Source organism: Sphingobacterium suaedae (assembly GCF_042684625.1).
GTDB lineage: Bacteria > Bacteroidota > Bacteroidia > Sphingobacteriales > Sphingobacteriaceae > Sphingobacterium > Sphingobacterium suaedae.
This window is the reverse complement of the sequence record NZ_JBHULR010000015.1, coordinates 566895-584796: the sequence shown is the minus strand read 5'-3', so window position 1 is coordinate 584796 and position 17902 is coordinate 566895. Positions and strand designations below refer to the sequence as shown.

The 17902-nt window shown below is 43.4% G+C and carries 9 protein-coding genes; 8 read left to right on the top strand and 1 reads right to left on the bottom strand.

Features of this window, described 5'->3' with window-relative positions:
* Window positions 1-189 precede the first annotated feature (189 nt).
* Window positions 190-1038 carry a universal stress protein gene (locus tag ACFSR5_RS18035; protein ID WP_380905870.1) on the top strand — a complete coding sequence of 283 codons (849 nt, stop codon included), beginning with the start codon at window positions 190-192 and terminating at the stop codon, window positions 1036-1038.
* A 64-nt stretch (window positions 1039-1102) separates the two neighbouring features.
* On the opposite strand, the gene ACFSR5_RS18030 is transcribed toward ACFSR5_RS18035, so the two are convergent.
* Window positions 1103-3064, bottom strand: coding sequence for a polysaccharide biosynthesis protein (locus tag ACFSR5_RS18030; RefSeq protein WP_380905869.1), 1962 nt, complete (start codon window positions 3062-3064; stop codon window positions 1103-1105).
* Window positions 3065-4310: 1246 nt separating this feature from the next.
* Here ACFSR5_RS18030 and ACFSR5_RS18025 point away from each other — a divergent pair.
* The 7 genes from ACFSR5_RS18025 to ACFSR5_RS17995 all read left to right on the top strand — a co-directional run bounded on the left by ACFSR5_RS18025 (window position 4311) and on the right by ACFSR5_RS17995 (window position 17737).
* Window positions 4311-5444, top strand: coding sequence for a sensor histidine kinase (locus ACFSR5_RS18025; protein ID WP_380905868.1), 1134 nt, complete (start codon window positions 4311-4313; stop codon window positions 5442-5444).
* A 462-nt stretch (window positions 5445-5906) separates the two neighbouring features.
* Window positions 5907-6446 (top strand): helix-turn-helix domain-containing protein, encoded by a 540-nt coding sequence (locus ACFSR5_RS18020; protein WP_449325438.1) that lies wholly within the window; start codon window positions 5907-5909, stop codon window positions 6444-6446.
* 131 nt (window positions 6447-6577) lie between these two features.
* Entirely contained in the window at window positions 6578-7177 is a 600-nt protein-coding gene (locus ACFSR5_RS18015) for a TetR/AcrR family transcriptional regulator (RefSeq protein ID WP_380905866.1), read from the top strand.
* A gap of 159 nt (window positions 7178-7336) precedes the next feature.
* Window positions 7337-8545 (top strand): efflux RND transporter periplasmic adaptor subunit, encoded by a 1209-nt coding sequence (locus ACFSR5_RS18010; protein ID WP_380905865.1) that lies wholly within the window; start codon window positions 7337-7339, stop codon window positions 8543-8545.
* 12 nt (window positions 8546-8557) lie between these two features.
* Window positions 8558-11755 (top strand): efflux RND transporter permease subunit, encoded by a 3198-nt coding sequence (locus ACFSR5_RS18005; protein ID WP_380905864.1) that lies wholly within the window; start codon window positions 8558-8560, stop codon window positions 11753-11755.
* An 89-nt stretch (window positions 11756-11844) separates the two neighbouring features.
* Window positions 11845-13266 (top strand): efflux transporter outer membrane subunit, encoded by a 1422-nt coding sequence (locus ACFSR5_RS18000; protein WP_380905863.1) that lies wholly within the window; start codon window positions 11845-11847, stop codon window positions 13264-13266.
* Window positions 13267-13738: 472 nt separating this feature from the next.
* A complete protein-coding gene (locus ACFSR5_RS17995; RefSeq protein WP_380905862.1) occupies window positions 13739-17737 on the top strand; it encodes a hybrid sensor histidine kinase/response regulator transcription factor in 3999 nt (1332 codons plus the stop codon).
* The last annotated feature ends 165 nt before the right edge of the window (window positions 17738-17902 follow it).

The window sequence follows — 17902 nt, the reverse complement described above, 5'->3', positions numbered from 1 at the left end:
AAAAGTCTTTTATTTACGAAAACGTTTGAGTCACATTTTCAGTATAAAACAATCAAAATACAGCTAAAAACACGGAAATACCGGTTATGCTTCCCATCAAAAGGACACCGGATCGCTGTCCGAGTATAGGAAGCATTGTATTTCCATTCATTTTTTGTTAAGTTTGGTATAGGCCAACTTACCCTGCTCATGAAAAACGCCATCCTTGTTCCGATCGACTTCTCCGAAAATTCGCTGACAGCACTACGATATGCAGCTCAGCTTGCTTTAAGACATAGTTGGCGCGTACATATTCTTCACACGTATACTGTGGTATCCAGCAATCGGATCTCCGCAATAGAAAAGTCTCGATTACAGGACTCTCTGATAGAAACCAACAAACAAAAAATGGCACAAGTGGAGAACAATGTGAGGGAGCGCTATCCTTCCCTTTCGTTCACTTCTGCATGTATGGCCGGCAATCTACGCAAGACGGTCGTTAAATTGTTAGAAGCCGACAGCTATGCTTTTATTGTTATGGGGACAAAAGGCGCCGGAAAGATTAAAGGCACCTTGTTGGGCAGTAATACGTTTGAGCTGATAAAAGCAAGCCCAATAGGCGTTCTTGCTATACCCTCGGATACTCCTGTATTCCGGTTGGAAAAACTTGGTCTACTCACCAATTTCAAAGAAACCGAATGGCAACTTCTGGAAGCTATCACCAAGCGTATCACAGGCAATCTTGAACTAGCGCTACTGCATGTAACCGAACGTGATGAATCTCCGAAAAAGGAGGACGTTGAGTTTTGGGAGGCTGAAATCAGTCGTCGATATCCGTTAGAGTCTATCGAATATGTTGAGTATAATGCCGTATATAGGTTGGATTATCATATGCCAATCCCAAAATGTATCGACTGGATGGTCCAGGCCAAAAACGTAGACCTTTTACTGGTCAGCTATAATCGAAAAAGTTTTTTTGAACACGTTTTTTCACGCAGTTTAACCAAAGCCCTCGCGCACAACCTTCGCGTACCCACATTCTTCAGAAATGTGGAATGAACTACAGAAAATTAAAAAAGGGCACATGCCCTTTCAAGTGAATATGTATATAAAGACCGTAACACTAAACAATATCCTTAGTGATTTCCCGCTTTGCCTCTGTTTCTTCCGAATTGTCTAATTGACTAAATATAGAATTCTGGGAGACAAATTCAGGGACAATCATTTTCAATCGACGGACTACTTCAATCTCATTATTCTTCTCTGTGAGATCTTCTTGCTGTACATAGAGGCAGAGAGATTCAATTAGCCCTCGCTTTTCCGGCAGGTCATCCGTACACACGTTAGCAATCATAATCTTCGGATGATGGGTTTTCTTGGTGTTTTCGTTGTTTGCCAACAGTTCCTCGAAAATTTTCTCTCCTGGACGTAGACCGACGATCTTGATGTCTATATCTTGCGGATAACGATAACCTTTAAGTTTGATCATCCTCTTTGCCAAATCAATGATCTTTACAGATTTACCCATATCAAACACAAATATTTCACCACCTTTTCCCATTGTCCCTGCTTCCAACACCAGCTGACATGCTTCGGGGATTGTCATAAAGTAGCGCGTGATATCCGGATGTGTGAGCGTTAATGGACCTCCTTTTTCCATTTGTTTTTCAAAGAGCGGAATAACCGACCCATTCGATCCCAACACGTTTCCAAAACGCGTGATGATAAAGTTTGTACCACTCCGTGCATTACACGAATTGATATAAATTTCGGCGGCCCGTTTAGAGGCTCCCATGACGTTGGTCGGATTCACCGCTTTATCCGTGGAAATCATGACGAATTTATATACTCCAAATTCCATGGATAAGTCTGCCATAATACGGCTGCCATACACGTTCGTCCAGATCGCCTCATACGGGTTGTCCTCCATCAATGGAACATGCTTATACGCGGCGGCATGAAATACCACGTCAGGTTTATATTTTTCAAATACACGGCGCATAAACACTTTATCCCGCACGTCGCCTACAATAAAATAAGCTTCTTCAGGATTCGACATGTGGATCGTCTGTTGAACATCATACAGTGGCGATTCGGCCTGATCCAACAAAACGACCTTATGGTAAGGAAGACTTGCTATCTGCCGGGCTAGTTCACTCCCGATAGATCCCGCTGCCCCTGTTACCAGGACGGTCCGCCCTTTCAGTTCCTGCTCCACCACAGGATTATCTAATTTAATGGGTTTACGCCCTAACAAATCCTCGATCCGTAACTTTCGGATCTGCCGCTTACCCCCTCCATTTAATAAGGAGCGTCCAGGTTGCATAATCTTTAACTCTAGATTCAATTGTTGGAAATGGTCCGTCACCCGTGACAGACGCTCAGGATCGTTATTCTCCACGGCAATTATCACTTCATCGATATCGTGTTTGCGCACAAATTGTTCGTCGATATCGGTGATGTGCATGATACGAATACCCCGAGAATTTTTTCCAACACGGTTAGGTTTATCTTCCACAAAAGCGAGCACCTTATTCTTAGCACGGATATCATCCTGTAACATCGCATAGGCGACCAAACCGGGGCGCGATGCGCCAAATATTAATAAATGTTTACTTTTCCGCTTGGTAAAAAAGAGCATCTCATACACCTGTCGATATACTACTCGAGCAGCAACAAGCATGACCATGGTGAAAAAGCCGTGTGAGAAAATAAGCGCATAAGATAGTCGGAGATAGTCTCCCATGACCGTGTCTTTGGGAACGAAATGCCTGATTCCTAGACTCACGATAAATAGCAGCATACAGGCTAACCAAACGGTCTTGAAGATACGAATGGCCTCACTTAGCCCCGTATGACGCACAATATCCCGGTAGGTTTTCATCCATAAGAATGCCACGAGATAAATGGAAAGAATCAATATGCTCTTCTTTACCATCAACTCTACATCGAACACTCCTTTGAAACTGTTCACAATAAAATGTGATGCCAGATAGCATCCAAATACAATGATCAGATCAATCAATAAAATAACCCAGCGCGGATTATCTTTTCGCAACTTCCTCTTCAACAAACTTAGATCCATCTTAGGCGATCAAATTTTTATGGTATTTTATAAATGACTTATGCATTGTTTCGCAAATATACTTAGATATCACCCAACAACTATCCTGCCGACTTATTTAACAGTTTTTTAATACAATTAAATTTGGGTGCTGATTATTGGATTCTTTAATTCGAACACAAGTAAACGATGGATGTTAATGTGCTCATGCGGTTCAGGCATGCTAATTATTCCTTTTGTCCAGTTCTTTCTAGGGGGGCGGTGCGCTCCATCAATTTTACCGCATAATTAAAAGATTGGTTAAACTATAGCGGACAAAATGTATCATTTTCGATACAAGTTGTCCTAAATCTTCATCGGTAGAATTGTTGTCGAGCTACTATCCGATCAACTAAACTGCTGGAGCGTGACCAACTGGACCATCACAATTACTGCAAATAATATCACCAACCAAAAAGCGCGTTCAGCAAATGGGGCCCGTATATATCGATTTCTTAATCTATTCATTTCTTTTTCACTAATAATAATTAACTCGCGTTAATTGACTTTTTTATAGGTAGTCGGACTGTTTTAGTCAATAAGCATGCCGAACACCTGCTGTTTTTCTTTTTTTGTATTAAATAAACATTAATTAACACACAACAGCGAATGCACATCTCAAAATTACTTCAAAGTGACCCGGATTAAAATACCACTTTCTAGGTATTTTCCTTCCAGAACGTATTTGTAAAAAGACTGTCACAAAACCGTTTTAGCTTGACAGATCAAAAATCGTGACGTATATTTGTGCTATCATAATTTAGGTTTATAATTGGTTAGCTAAAGGTTTTCATTCTCCCCGTTTGAAAACCTTTTTTTTGTGTACTTAGCCGAGATGCTCCGCTAATTGTTTTCAAATATATCCTCGTCTTGCCCCTCCTCTGACTTTTATAGATTACCCCGCCGTCTTTTCAAAGCAACGCTAGTAGACCCATCGCACTTTTCTGAAATAAAAGAAAGCAAAAGATTAGATTATACTATTTTGGGTATATTTTTTTTCGAAATACACGTTTCCACACCCTTTAAGTATTTTTAATAGTACAATAAACTTTCCAGCGAATTCCATACCCTGTGGACTTATAAAACAAGCTCCATCTCACACCACAGGTACTTGCCATACATTAAGATATCCGCTTATCGCAAACTTTATTTATTGTTTTTCGAAAATAATAGTCACTAATTTTAAGAGACAATAGTTTATCTTTATACGCTAGACTTGTCAACGTATATGAAAAAACCTGCTGAATCGCTTTTAAATATCCTCACGCAGTCGCCCGAAGCAACAGCGGTGTATGATTCGCCTGATCTACATATTGCGTTTGTGAATCAGGCCATGCTGGATATATGGGGCAGAGAAGACAACATTATAGGACAAACGTTTGGAACAGTCTTTCCGGATTTCACCGAGCAGGGATTTACGGATTTGCTTCTCCAAGTTTGGCACACTGGAAAGACACATCGAGCTAACGATTATCCGGCTGACATCACCGTACAAGGGTATACCGAAACGCGGTATTTTGATTTTGAATATAAAGCCGTACTCGATGAAGATGGCCACACTGTCGCCATTTTGCATACCGCTAATGATGTTTCTAGCAGGATATCGGCGTGGCATATCGTAGAAGAACAAGACGCACTGATTTCATTCAACAATGAACTGGAGGTGCTAACCCACACCCTATCCCACGACCTAAAAAACCCTATGGCCATCATAAAAATGAGTGCTCAGTTCATGCGTTCCAAAGACCCTCTAGCAACATTTGACAAAAACAAGTGGTGTGAGACGGTACTGAATGCCGTAGGCAGCATGGAGAATATCATAAACCATACCATACAACTTAATCAAGCACGGCTTTACGGAGTCAATAAATCTACAGTTCTCTTAGAAGACCTGGTCCGTTCGGTCTGCAAAGAAGCTCAGGTACTACATCACTCTCCGCATTGTTTCTTTGATATTGGCACACTTCTACCGCTTCAAGTGGAAAAAAGTGTCCTGTATCAGGTCTTCCTAAATGTGATTGGCAATGCCGTCAAGTATAGCGCGCATTGCGAAAAACCTCAGATTGAAATAAATAGTTTCACTAACGGTATGAACACGACCTATGCCGTCAAAGATAATGGAATAGGCATTCCAAAAGAAGATCTGCCTAATGTTTTTCATTTGTTCAGTCGCGGTTCCAACACCGAAAATCATATGGGAACGGGTATCGGACTATGTGTGGTAAAACGGATCATGCAGCGTTTAGGGGGGGATGTGCTGATTGAGAGTCAGGTAGGCCATGGCACAACAGTTACATTGGTCTTCAATAACCTAAAACCTGATAAAAATACAAACATACCGCCAAAAAAGCTTAGTAAATAAGTACGTCGGAAGTATGCTTTAGTTAGCATGAGCAACTAATGAATCAAACGGTCTTGTAGCGACAAAATTGATGCACAGCCTTGTGAAAAAATATCAACAATTCGCTTCTGTTATCCGGCTGTAAGATAACACTGATCATTGCCTGTTCTTTTAGTAAGAAAGCTCACCAAGTTGAAAACGACCCCTTGTAGCACAAATCCGGTCGAAATATTCAATTCGTAATGGAGACCGTGAATACGCTATCGTCAATTTATGTAGGATCGGCCTATCACACTGATAAACCACGGTCCTAGACTTCCTAAAACAGGAGCAAGTCATATTTCACCCATAATCTCCAGTAAAAATTCTATTGTAATCAAAATATAGAGTGATAATATCTAAATTAGCAGGAAAGCTACCTAAGAATGGCTAGTTTCAATATTGAACCCAAGCATAGACATGGAAACTTTATTTGTAAAAAACATGGTTTGCAATCGTTGCATTTTAGTCGTCCAACAGGAAATTGAACGACTACAACTTACGGCGAAAACGATCAAGCTGGGGGAAATTTACTTCGAAAGCCCACTAACAGCCTCCCAAAAAACAGCGCTTAATAACGCGTTGACACCGTTAGGTTTTGAACTTATCGATGATAAAAAAAGTAAGGTCATCGAAAAAATAAAAAATACCATCATCGACCTGGTCCACTATCAGGATGGCGAAATAAAACACAATCTTTCCGATATTCTTAGCAGGGAACTCGGGCATGATTATAATTACCTCTCTAACGTATTCTCTGAAGTGGAAGGGACAACTATAGAAAAATATCATATCGCGCAAAAAATCGAGAGAGTTAAGGAACTCCTGGTATATGATGAGCTCTCGTTGAGTGAAATTGCCTACAGATTGAACTATTCCAGCGTGGCGTATCTCAGCAACCAGTTTAAAAAAGTTACAGGACTAACCCCTAGCCACTTTAAGCAAATAAAAGAAGATAAAAGGAAGCCCCTGGATCAGGTCTAACATTTACTTCTACCTCACGAGAACGATCGCCCTAATCCTGATATTTTACTTAATGACATTTCGATGTCAGTACAGAAAATAAAAAGGTGCAACTTTGCTTAACATTGTTAAATGATTTACAGGTTTAAGATATGGGTAGCAAGGAACGCATACAACGACAGAAAGACGACAACCGGAATTCCATTCTGGAGGCGTCCCTTCAAATTGTGAAGGAAGAAGGTTGGCAAGCGCTCAGCATGCGTAAAATTGCGGACATTATTGAATACACTGCACCTATGATCTATGAGTATTTTGCTAACAAAGAAGCTATTCTTAATGAATTAGCAAAGCAGGGACACTTATTACTTTCCAAGCGGGTCAAAGAAGCACAGGCGACACAAAATACGTTAGAAAAGCAACTTGAAGCGATGTGGTTCAGTTATTGGAATTTTGCATTTGAGGAACGTGAGTTGTATCAACTGATGTTCGGTGTTGGCACAGCTTGCTGTGGCGCCGACAAAGGCGATAAGGGACGACCATCTTTTGGCGAACGCATTGCAGATGTTATCCGCGACATTATGGCTGATCAAAACCCGTCAGAAGACCTTGTCTGCAGAAAATACTTCACCTATTGGTCCATCATTCATGGCTTGATTTCGATAAATCTAGTTAATAAGGGCAATGGGGAAATTACCAATCAACAGGTGTTGAAAGATGCTATATACGGCATCACAAGGTCTTTGAACGACTAAATTTTTTTGAGCACAAATATACAATGTTTAATAATTTAACACTGTTAAACAAAATAAAAAGTTAATTACGGATCCCAGCCTGATTTCAAGCACACTTGGAAACGGCAAACGATCCAATAGAAAATATTTAGCACATATATCGTTTAAAACAAATTTAAGATGAAAATGCAACTATTTAACCATTCACTTAACCCACGCGCAATAACACTTAACACTGTTAGGTTATTTAATCACATTAAAAACATATCCTTTCTAAGTGCCGTACTTTTTTTGTATAGCTGTACAACCGGAACCAGTAAGCCCGCCGCATCTGCTCCGCCAGCAGTACCAGTTGTCGCTTTAACGAGTGGCGAAGAGACAATTTATCAGGAATATCCAGCAGCTATCGAAGGATCCGCAACTATCGAAATCCGACCACAGGTAGAAGGTATTCTAGACCGCATCTACGTAGATGAAGGTGCAAAAGTTCACAGCGGCCAGCTTCTGTTCAAGATCAATGACCGGCCCTATCAGGAGCAGCTTAACCAAGCAAAAGCGAATTTGCTAGCAGCTGAAGCTGCACTAGCAAATGCAGCATTGGAAGTTGAAAAAAAGACAAAGCTCGTCGCCAACAAGGTACTGACGGATTTTCAATTGAAAGCGGCTGTCAGCGCCCACCAAGCTGCCAAAGCAAGCGTACAACAAGCAAAATCAGCGATTGAAGCTGCAAAAATCAATGTAGGTTATACCGAAATCCGAGCCAATACGACGGGATTCATCGGACGGTTACTAAAAAAACAGGGCAGCCTTGTTACCCCATTAGACGGCGAACCCCTGACCCAACTTTCCAATGTACAGACCCTGCATGTTTACTTTTCGCTGGGCGAAAACGACTTTATCGCTTTCAAAAGCAATACGCAAGGAGAAACGCTGGAACAGAAACTTAAACAAATACCTCCGGTCACTCTAATATTGTCTGATCAGAGCGTGTACGAACATAGAGGAAGAATAGACATGGTGGATGGACAGTTCGATAAAAACACCGGCGCCATCACCCTCCGCGCGAAATTCCCAAACCCAGAAGGCGTGCTTCGAAATGGAAATACTGGAAGAATTCGTCTGGAAAAAAAATACCATCAGGCGCTACTTGTGCCTCAACTGGCGACAATTGAAATTCAGGACAAAACCTTCGTTTACACGGTATCTAAAGACAACAAAGTTAGCCAGCAACCGATTCGTATTATAGGAAAAAGCGGTGAAAACTACCTGGTCGACGACGGCGTAAAGCCAGGAGACAGGATCGTATATAAAGGTATCGATCTTCTACAAGATGGTCAAGTCATCACGCCACAGGCAACTTCGTCGGAAAACAAGCATTCATCTCGTTAATAACAACGCAACATGTTCAAAAAATTTATAGAACGTCCCGTCCTTGCGACGGTCATCTCTATCCTTCTTGTTATTCTAGGAATAATAGGTATCCTCAAACTCCCTTTACAACAGTTTCCTGATATTGCACCTCCCGCCGTCCAAGTTACAGCATTGTACCCTGGGGCAAATGCGGAGACAGTGTTACGGGCTGTAGCCCCCTCATTGGAAGAATCGATCAATGGTGTGGAGAATATGAGCTACATGAGCTCGACAGCAAGTAACGACGGTTCGTTGATGATCACCGTCTATTTCAAGCTAGGGACTGATCCCGATCAAGCGGCAGTGAATGTACAAAACCGTGTTTCGCAAGCAACCAGTCAACTGCCCACTGAAGTTGTTCAGGCCGGTATTACGACAGCGAAACAACAGAACAGCTTAATCATGGTTTTAGATCTCTATACCGAGGATGAGGCAAAATATGATCAAACATTTATCACGAATTATGCGCAGATCAATATCATTCCCGAACTAAAACGGATTCCAGGGGTAGGACAAGCCATAGCCTTCGGAGGGAGTAAAGATTATTCTATGCGTGTCTGGCTAGATCCGAACCAAATGGCCACCTATAAGCTGATACCTGCTGAGGTTATGGCTGCCATTCAAGATAAAAACCTGGAGGCGGCGCCCGGCAAATTTGGTGAAAACAGCAAAGAAGCTTTTGAATTTGTGATCAAATATAAAGGGAAACTCAATCAACCGGCAGATTATGAAAATATTATTATCCGCTCCAATGCGGACGGATCTGTTTTACGCTTAAAAGATGTCGCACGCGTGGAACTCGGTTCCTACACCTATGCCAGCCATACGCGAATTGACGGCAAAGCCGGGTTGAATATCGGCATTATGCAGCTCGCTGGCTCCAATGCTAATGAAATACAGATTGCTATACAAGAATTCATGGATAAAGCTTCCGCTAATTTCCCCAGAGGTGTAAAACATCTTGTTCTGTATAATACCAAAGATGCACTTGATCAGTCAATTGACCAGGTGAAACACACGTTAATCGAAGCATTCATTCTTGTATTCCTCGTGGTCTTCTTATTCCTACAGGATTTCCGGTCGACACTGATACCAGCAATAGCCGTCCCGGTTGCTATTATCGGTACGTTCTTTTTTATGCAACTCTTTGGATTTTCCATCAACCTGCTTACACTATTTGCCCTGGTGTTAGCTATTGGTATTGTAGTGGACGACGCCATTGTTGTTGTTGAGGCCGTGCACAGCAAAATGGAGCATACACACCTGCCCCCTAAGCTTGCGACGACTTCTGCAATGGGGGAAATCACTGGAGCTATTATCTCTATTACGTTGGTCATGTCGGCCGTATTCTTGCCTATCGGATTTATGGAAGGGTCGACGGGGGTATTTTATCGACAGTTTGCATTCACGCTGGCTATTGCCATTGTCATATCCGCAGTCAATGCTCTAACGCTGAGTCCAGCACTTTGCGCTTTATTTCTAAAGCCCACACATCACACCAACGACAGCGGCAAAAAGCTCGGTTTTAAGGAAAAATTTTTTGCTGGATTCAATATCGGCTTTGAAAAGCTAACACGCAACTACGTAGGCAGCTTACGCTTTTTAGTTCGCCATAAATGGGTCGGGCTGTCGGGTCTGGCGATCCTACTTGCCTTGACCATCTTTATGATTCGAAAAACACCGACTGGCTTCATTCCTTCAGAAGATCAAGGGTTTATTGCGATCTCGCTCTCGATGCCAGCCGGAGCATCATTGGACAGAACATCACAGGCCTTACAGGAAGCAGAACAGCAGCTCCAGCATGCCTCCTTTACTAAAACGCTGAATGTCCTGGCGGGATTTAATATCCTCACACAGTCCACGAGTCCTTCCGCCGGTGTGGCATTCATTCTTTTAAAACCGCATGAGGAGCGCGGCGAAATAAAAGACATTGACGCCATTATGGCCGAGGTAAACCAAAAACTGTCGACAATAAAGGGAGCGAACTTTTTTGTCTTTACCTTCCCTACCGTACCCGGCTTCAGTAACGTCGACGGTTTAGATATGGTTTTACAAGATCGGACGGGCGGGCAACTTGGAAAATTCAGTGAGGTTGGTCAAGGGTTTATCGGTCAACTGATGCAGCGCCCAGAAATCCTGATGGCTTTCACCTCCTTCCGAGCAGATTATCCACAATACGAGCTACAGGTCGATGATATCAAGGCAGAACAATTAGGGGTTCGTACAAAAGATATTCTGCAGACTATGCAGGCATACTTCGGCAGTGCACAGGCATCCGATTTCAATCGTTTCGGCAAATATTACCGCGTCATGGTACAAGCCGACTTTCAAAACCGCACAGCACCTACTTCCATGGATGGCATCTATGTAAAAAATAGAATCGGTGACATGGTCCCCATAAACACTCTTGTGCAGCTGAAACGCGTGTATGGTCCCGAGACGGCGTCACGATATAATCTATTCAATTCCATGGGAATCAACGCGATTCCAAAGCCCGGTTATAGTTCCGGAGATGCCATACGCGCAGTGGAAGAGGTTGCTCGTCAACAACTGCCTACTGGCTATACATATGAATTTTCTGGCATGACAAAAGAGGAACTTATTTCGGGGGGGCAGTCGACCATTATTTTTATCTTGTGTCTTGTCTTTGTCTATTTCCTCCTTGCAGCACAGTACGAGAGCTATATTATTCCTTTAGCGGTTATCTTATCCATCCCAACAGGTATATTTGGCGTCTTCGCAGCCATTGGATTGACGGGAATTTCCAATAATATCTATGTGCAGGTGGCCCTAGTCATGCTGATCGGATTGTTGGCAAAAAATGCCATTCTTATCGTAGAATTTGCTCTTCAGGGACGAAAACGCGGACAATCGATCACGAAGGCTGCCTTAGAAGCCGCTAAATTGCGTCTGCGACCTATTATTATGACCTCGCTCGCCTTTATCGTGGGTATGATCCCGATGATGAGTGCAGTTGGTCCATCCGCGCAAGGTAATCATGCCATCAGCATTGCAGCTGCCGGCGGTATGCTTTCAGGCGTGGTGCTGGGACTTTTTATTATTCCTGTATTATTTGTTGTTTTCCAGTATCTACAAGAACGCATCAGTAATTCAGCTCCCGGCAACGACACGGAATCGTCCCCACAAGCAGAACATATATGGATGGACACGACCTCTATACATTCTTAATTTATTAAACGATCACGGATCTATCCAATGGAGTACATGTTCACACACTTCAACATTGGATAGATCCTCCACTAAAAACGTGCATACCCATGAAAATAAAAAGTAATTTTCTTTATTCTCTAGCCATTTCAACAACACTGTGGGCATGTCAAGCCCAGAAAATAAATCCTGACATCACCGTTTCCACGCCTGCTACCTTTCGAAGCGAACAATCCACAAAACCGGACAGCAGCATAGGCAACATTCCTTGGCGGCAGTTTTTCCACGATCCCGTCTTACAAGAATTGATCGATACAGCACTGCAACAGAATATCGACATGCAATTGGCCTTAAAGAACATCGAATCGGCACAGCTTCTTTTTGCGCAGGCAAAAGCGGCTTACCTGCCATCGGTACAGCTACAGGTACAGGCCAACAGCACGAATCCTTCCAACAACAGCCTCAACGGGCTCAGTTTAGGTCAATTCCTGGGACAAAACCATTTGGAAGATTACACGGCTAGCTTAGGTCTCTCCTGGGAAGCAGACATCTGGGGTAAGATAAAAGGTAAGAAAGCAGCTTCACTTGCGGCTTATTTACAAACCGAAGAGGCCAGAAAAACTATTCAAACAGGGCTGGTAAATCAAGTTGCCAAGGGATACTATCAGCTACTCATGCTGTACCGCCTTCAAGATATCGCTAGAGAAAATCTAAAGCTGAGCGATAGTACGTTGCAAGTGGTTCAGCATCAATACGAGGTAGGCGACATCAGCCTACTTGCAGTAGAACAAGTAGCAGCACAGCGGCAGGCTGCTGCATCGTTGATTCCTGACTTTCAACAGCAGATCGCCCTCCAAGAAAATGCACTGCGCATCCTGAGCGGCGAATTTCCAAAAGCGATCCGTACAACGGCGAGTTTGGACGAGGTACGCCTTCCATCGGCCTTGGCTGTGGGAATTCCGGCGGAGCTGCTCGGGAGACGGCCAGATGTAAAACACGCAGAGCTATCAGTAACAGCGGCACAAGCGTATCAACAGGTTGCCCGAGCACAGATGTACCCGTCGTTAGCCATCACTGCCCAGGCAGGCGTGAATGCCTTTAAAGCCAGCAACTGGTTTAATATCCCAGCCTCGCTATTCGGTTCACTGGCGGGTAGTATCACCCAACCCATCTTTCAACGTAAAGAATTGAAAACACAGTACGAAGTCGCCAGGGTCGAGTACGAGAAAAGTGTCTTACAGTTTCGGCAAGCCGTTGTCCTAGCAGTCGGGGAAGTGTCAGACGCGTTAATTTCCATACAAAAACTTCAGGAAAGACACCAGATCGTGCAAGACAAAACAAATCGGTTAAAGACCGCCGTGCGGCATGCTGATCTACTTTTCGAAACCGGAAGCGCTAGCTATCTGGAGGTAATTACCGCTCAAAGCAATGCGCTACAAAGCGAACTGGAACTGGTCCAGCTCCGTAAGGCAGAACTCGTTGCAGTGGTAGACCTGTACCGATCGCTAGGCGGCGGCTGGTCTTTAGACTAAGGGCACAGCTCGCTGTTTTGTCAATAGAAGCAGTTGTCATAAAAGAAGGAGTAATCGCCAAAGAGCTCTCTGATCGCTTTGGCGCGAATGAGCCGATTATGATTCGTAATCGGCTCATTGCGTTGACGTACATAATTTAGGCTGATGATTAGTTTGGTAAAATCCAGCTTCCCCGCTACAGGATTTTCTATTTATAAGCATATTTCATTATATTGATGGATTTTGTAGACAACTTGTGAGATAATTGAATCCTTAGCCGTTAATAAATCATTAAGCGTTGTTCTGCTTGCGCAATCGCGCGAAAAACACAGTTAAAACAACGAAATAAGGAATACAGAAGCCAATCCCGGTCAACACCTCCTCCTCGAGCGAAAAGGATAGAGATTATTTCTAAGTCGACGGTCCCTTGCTGAAAACAGCTAAAAATCTAAATATAATCAAAAGTTTAGCGTACATTCGCACATGTGCCTATATGATAAATCGGAAAAGAAACTTCATCGCTTTATTACTGTTTTTCAGCTTCCTACTCATTTCTGGAGGTAGCACTATTGCTCAGCATACCTATATTTTCAACCGTTTAAACGTAAAGGATGGACTGTCTCAGAGTTCGGTTTTAGATATCGCCAAAGACGGACAGGGCTTGATGTGGTTTGCAACGCGCTACGGATTGAATCGATACGATGGTGTCCGCTTCAAAGTATATGAAAACAATCCATCCGACACTAATAGCATTAATCACCATTACATCAATCGCGTATTCACGGATGCTGCTGGTCAACTGTGGATCGGCACACAGAAAGGCCTCGACGCCTACGATCAAACACTCGGACGTTTTCAGCATTTTAAATTTTATAAGCAAGACACCGCACTAGTGTCCGTCTCTGTCCTCAAGATTATCGAAGATCGTTCAGGAAATTTATGGCTAGGGACGAATAAGGGGCTTTTTATCAAACGCCATGGGGCCACGATTTGCCGATCCGTGAACGGCTTACCTAAACGTCTTCAAGACGAAGCTATTATTGAGATCTTTGAAGATAGTGAACGGCACTTGTGGATCTCGACGACCAAAGGCCTACATCGTTTGCATTTTGATGGCAAACGCTTGATAGAAACGGTAGCCCCAAAAGATTTGAATCGCGTACGAGGCACTATTCGATCTATTGTGGAAGATCCGAATAGCAACATCTGGTTAGGATCCGAGACTGATGGTCTTTTTCGCCTCCATATTCCGTCACAACATGTAGAGCATTACACGTACAACAGAAGCAAAAAAGGGCTAATCCATTACTCAATCAGAAAGCTCCTGATCGGGCGGAATAAACGTCTCCTGATCGGTACGCAAGACGGGATAAGCGTTTTTCATCCCGAACTGGGAACATTTGACAATTACCAAAACGACACACAAGATCCGCACAGCTTAAGTCAAAACTCCGTATACTCCCTCTATGAAGATGAACAGGAATCCCTCTGGGTAGGCACCTATTTTGGTGGCATTAATCTGGCTTACGGCGTGGAGACACGTTTTCATACATTAACAACAAATAGTTCGCCTACGTCGATACCCCATAATGTCATCCGACCTATCCTCGAAGACAGCAAGCGAACGTTGTGGTTTGGAACCGAGGCGGGCGGTGTATTTAGCTTGGATTCGACATTTCGTCATATGCGGACCTTTCCGAATCCAACCCGTGGTTTTGTTGGTTCACGTTCGAATTTTGTTAAGATATTGTACCTCGATCGCCGGGAAAGACTGTGGGTGGGTAGCAGCGGTGGAGGGCTCTATCTGTTAGACAAAAATACAGGTCAATACCAGGCAGCTTCCCTCGGTGTCGATACATTACAGATCCGAAATTCCAACATTCTGGCGCTCTATCAAGACCGGAAAGACCGTTATTGGGTGTGTGGAGAAGGCTATAACAAAGTCTTGTCTTTTTCGGAAACACGTGGCACAGACCGCACACCCGCCGTCATAGCACGTGCGCTTGCTAATCAAGCTGTGGTACAACTCACGGAGGGGTCTGACGGTAGCCTTTGGATACTTACCACCACTACATTGTTCAACTATCAAATAGATACCGGCGTCCTTCGCCGGTATCTGCAAACTGACCAGCAACCATTACATGCCTTCAATTGCATGTACGAAGATGAAGATGGCCTTATCTGGATCGGTGTTGATTACGAGGGCCTGGTGGTGGTTGATCCCAAAAAAAACAGCGTCATCCGGCGCTACACCATGGCAGACGGCTTATCGAGCGAAAATGTTGTAGGCATCGTCGCCGATCGGGATAACAACCTATGGATAACCACTACAAATGGGCTCTCAAAGCTAAAAAAAGACCGGCGCACAATTCAAAACTATTCCCATCTCGATGGCATTGCCAATGATGAATTTAATTATAATTCCGCCTATCTTACACAAGACGGCAAGATCATTTTAGGTTCGCTTGGAGGCTTAACTTGGTTTTTCCCAAAGGAAATAGAAATCAACCGCCGAAAGCCTACCGTTAGATATACGGGACTTCTGCTTTTTGGGTGGGAGTCCCTTGACGTCCGTTCGAAACGACGTATTCTGGTAAAAGATATTACACAGACCCCTCATTTAATCTTCGACGACGATCAGAATATATTTACCATTCAGTTCACCTTAGACAATTTTATTAAATCTGCCCAGAATCGGTTTATGTACAGACTAGAGGGCAGGCAACCCGACTGGACGGTGCTCGACAAGCCGGAAGTAAGTTTTTCCAATCTTTCTCCTGGTCATTACACATTAGTAGTGAAGGGAGCCAACAGCGATGGGATCTGGAGTGATGAAAGCCGCATTGCTTTTACCGTACGTCCCCCGTTTTACCTAACATGGTGGGCAATGTTGACATATGCGTTGTTACTCGCACTTTTCTTGTTTTTCGTTTTGCGTTATTTTTATCTGCGTCAAATCTTGGAAAAAGAAGAGGAAATGCACCAAAGCAAGCTCAATTTCTTCAGTATGATCTCGCATGAAATCCGATCACATCTTGCGTTGATCATTGTTCCGATTGAAAATGCACAAGAGAAAGCCAAGGACGAATTTATCAGTAAGCAATTGCAAAATGCAGCCAGCAACAGCGAGCGTTTGCTTCGGCTAACCTCGGAACTAATCGATTTCCGAAAGGCGGAGACCTCCAACTTTGTCTTACATCGGAAACAGGCTGACATCGTCTCCTTTGTCGAGGAAATCCTTCTTGCCTTTCGGGAAGTGTACACGCAACAAGGCTTTATTTTTACGCACGAAGCGGAACATCCTTCGATAACGACGGTCTTTGATCCATTACAACTCGAAAAAGTTGTATTCAATTTATTGAGTAATGCCGTTAAACATGCCTTACCCAATAGTCCTATCCGAATGCATAGCCGATTGGCCAACGCGAACATATCGATCAGTCTTTCAAACTACGGAAAAGAAATACCCCACGACTATCTGGTAAAAATCTTCGATCGCTATTTCCAAGTCGACCGACTGGACCGGAAACTCGGATATGGCGTGGGATTGGCATTAAGCAAACAGATCATGATCCTACATGGCGGAGATATCACCGCACAGAGTGATCAAGGACTAACGACATTTACGCTTACGCTTCCCTACATCTATACGGCTGAATCTCAGCTGCCGATATCAACGATAGCCCACTCAGACGGATCCCAGATGTCCGCACAAGACGATATGCTGTATCTAGACGACGAAGAATACCAACCAACGATACTTATTCTGGAAGACAATACTGAACTTATGGCGTTGATGGAAGAATTGCTCTCTCCGCACTATGAGCTGCTGAAAGCTTCCAATGGAGAAACTGGCGTACAAATTGCAAAGCGACAGCTACCGGATCTAATTATTTCCGATGTCATGATGCCGCTCAAAAACGGAATCGAGGTCTGTCAGGAACTGAAAGCTCATGTAACAAGCAGCCATATTCCGATTATCTTGCTCACGGCCATGAGTGCGGAACAAGACCGGGTCGCTGGCTTACGTAACCACGCCGACGTCTATCTGACCAAACCTTTCAACAAGAAGATACTGCTTCTGCATATCCGTAATGTACTTCGGGCTACGCGCATACAACAGGAAAAATATCGACAACAGTATATCCTCGAACCAACACAAAAAATTGTAGACAGTACCGATGAAAGGTTCCTCACCAAGGTCATCGCTATTGTGGAAGAAGGAATTGAATCCTCACAGTACAGTGTAGACTATATCGCACAGGGTGTGGGAATGAGCAGCTCGGTCCTCTACAAAAAAATCAAATCGCTTACTGGACTGACTGTTAATGATTTTTCCAAAAGCATTCGACTAAAGAAGGCAGCTCGGCTACTCAAAGAAACAAGTTATTCAGTTACCGAAGTGGCTACTTATGTTGGTTTCATGGATAGTAAGTACTTTACTCGTGAATTTAAAAAGCAGTTCGGAATCCCCCCGAGTCAATATCAATAGATAGATGACCTAGATGCGCCATAAACAGGAACACACATCCCTACACGAAAAAAAACAACGATTTGTAGCTTATTTCGAATTTTCCCCCATAAAAAATAAGATTATCCCCCCTTACAATACAACAAGATAAACAACTTTGTATAGACACAGCTCGAATTTAAAGCC